The 890-nt window shown below is 75.4% G+C and carries 1 protein-coding gene; it reads left to right on the top strand.

Annotated features, from left to right (window positions below; all coding sequences use genetic code 11):
* Positions 1-106: 106 nt before the first annotated feature.
* Positions 107-890, top strand: a 784-nt coding sequence (locus AC2W7M_RS26425; RefSeq protein WP_486136149.1) for a DUF2339 domain-containing protein, incomplete at its 3' end; no start/stop codon positions are given.

Genomic DNA, 890 nt, shown 5'->3' with positions numbered 1-890 from the left:
TGGTGCCCGATGCGGACGATAAGGCGGCGCTGCGCCGCCGGCGGTTCCCGAACCGCCCGCACAGTCCCCCGTACGACCGCCTGTCCCGCCGCCGCACCCGCCCGCGGTGCCGCTGAAGGAGCGCTTTGCCGGCTTCGAGGAGCGTCTCGGCGCCCGCTGGGCGGTGTGGGTGGGCGGCATCGCGCTGGCGCTCGGCGGCGTGTTCCTGGTGCGCTACGCGGTGGAGCAGGATCTCATCGGCCCGCTGGCGCGGGTGGTGCTCGGCCTGCTGCTGGCCGCCCTGCTTCTCGGCGCGGGCGAGTGGCTGCGCCGGATCGACCGCAAGGACGGCTTCGCCGGCCTGCCGGCGGCCCATGTGCCGAGCGTGCTCGCCGCCGCCGGCACCATGACCGCCTTCGGCAGCCTCTACGCCGCCTATGAACTCTACCATCTGCTTTCGCCCGGCGCGGCCTTCGTGCTGCTGGCGCTCACCGGCATCGCCACGGTGTTCGCGGCGCTGCTGCACGGGCCGGCGCTGGCGGTGCTGGGCTTTGCCGGCGCGGCGGCGACGCCGCTGCTGGTCACCTCCAGCGACCCGAACGCCTATGGGCGTCGCCTTCCTGATCGTCGCCGTGGGGGCGAGCGCGCTCGCGGTGGCCCGGCTGAAGCGCTGGCGCCTGCTGGCGCTGCTCGCCATCGGCGGCATGGTGGGGTGGGGGCTGACGCTGCTCGCCTTCGAGGTGCCGCAGGCGACGCCCGCGAGCGGGCTCATCGGCCTCGTCCTCATGGCGCTGACCGCCGCTCTTCTCACGCCCGGTCATCTGTGGGGGCCGCCCGCGAGCCGGGGCCGGACCTGGTGTCGAGCCTCGGCGCGGCGGGCGCGATCCTGGTGACGCTGGCCGCGGAGGTCC

It is taken from the genome of Xanthobacter sp. BG11Y11_SDJG, assembly GCF_057364445.1.
The sequence above is the reverse complement of the archived record's forward strand: the minus strand, read 5'-3'. Positions and strand labels throughout refer to the sequence as shown.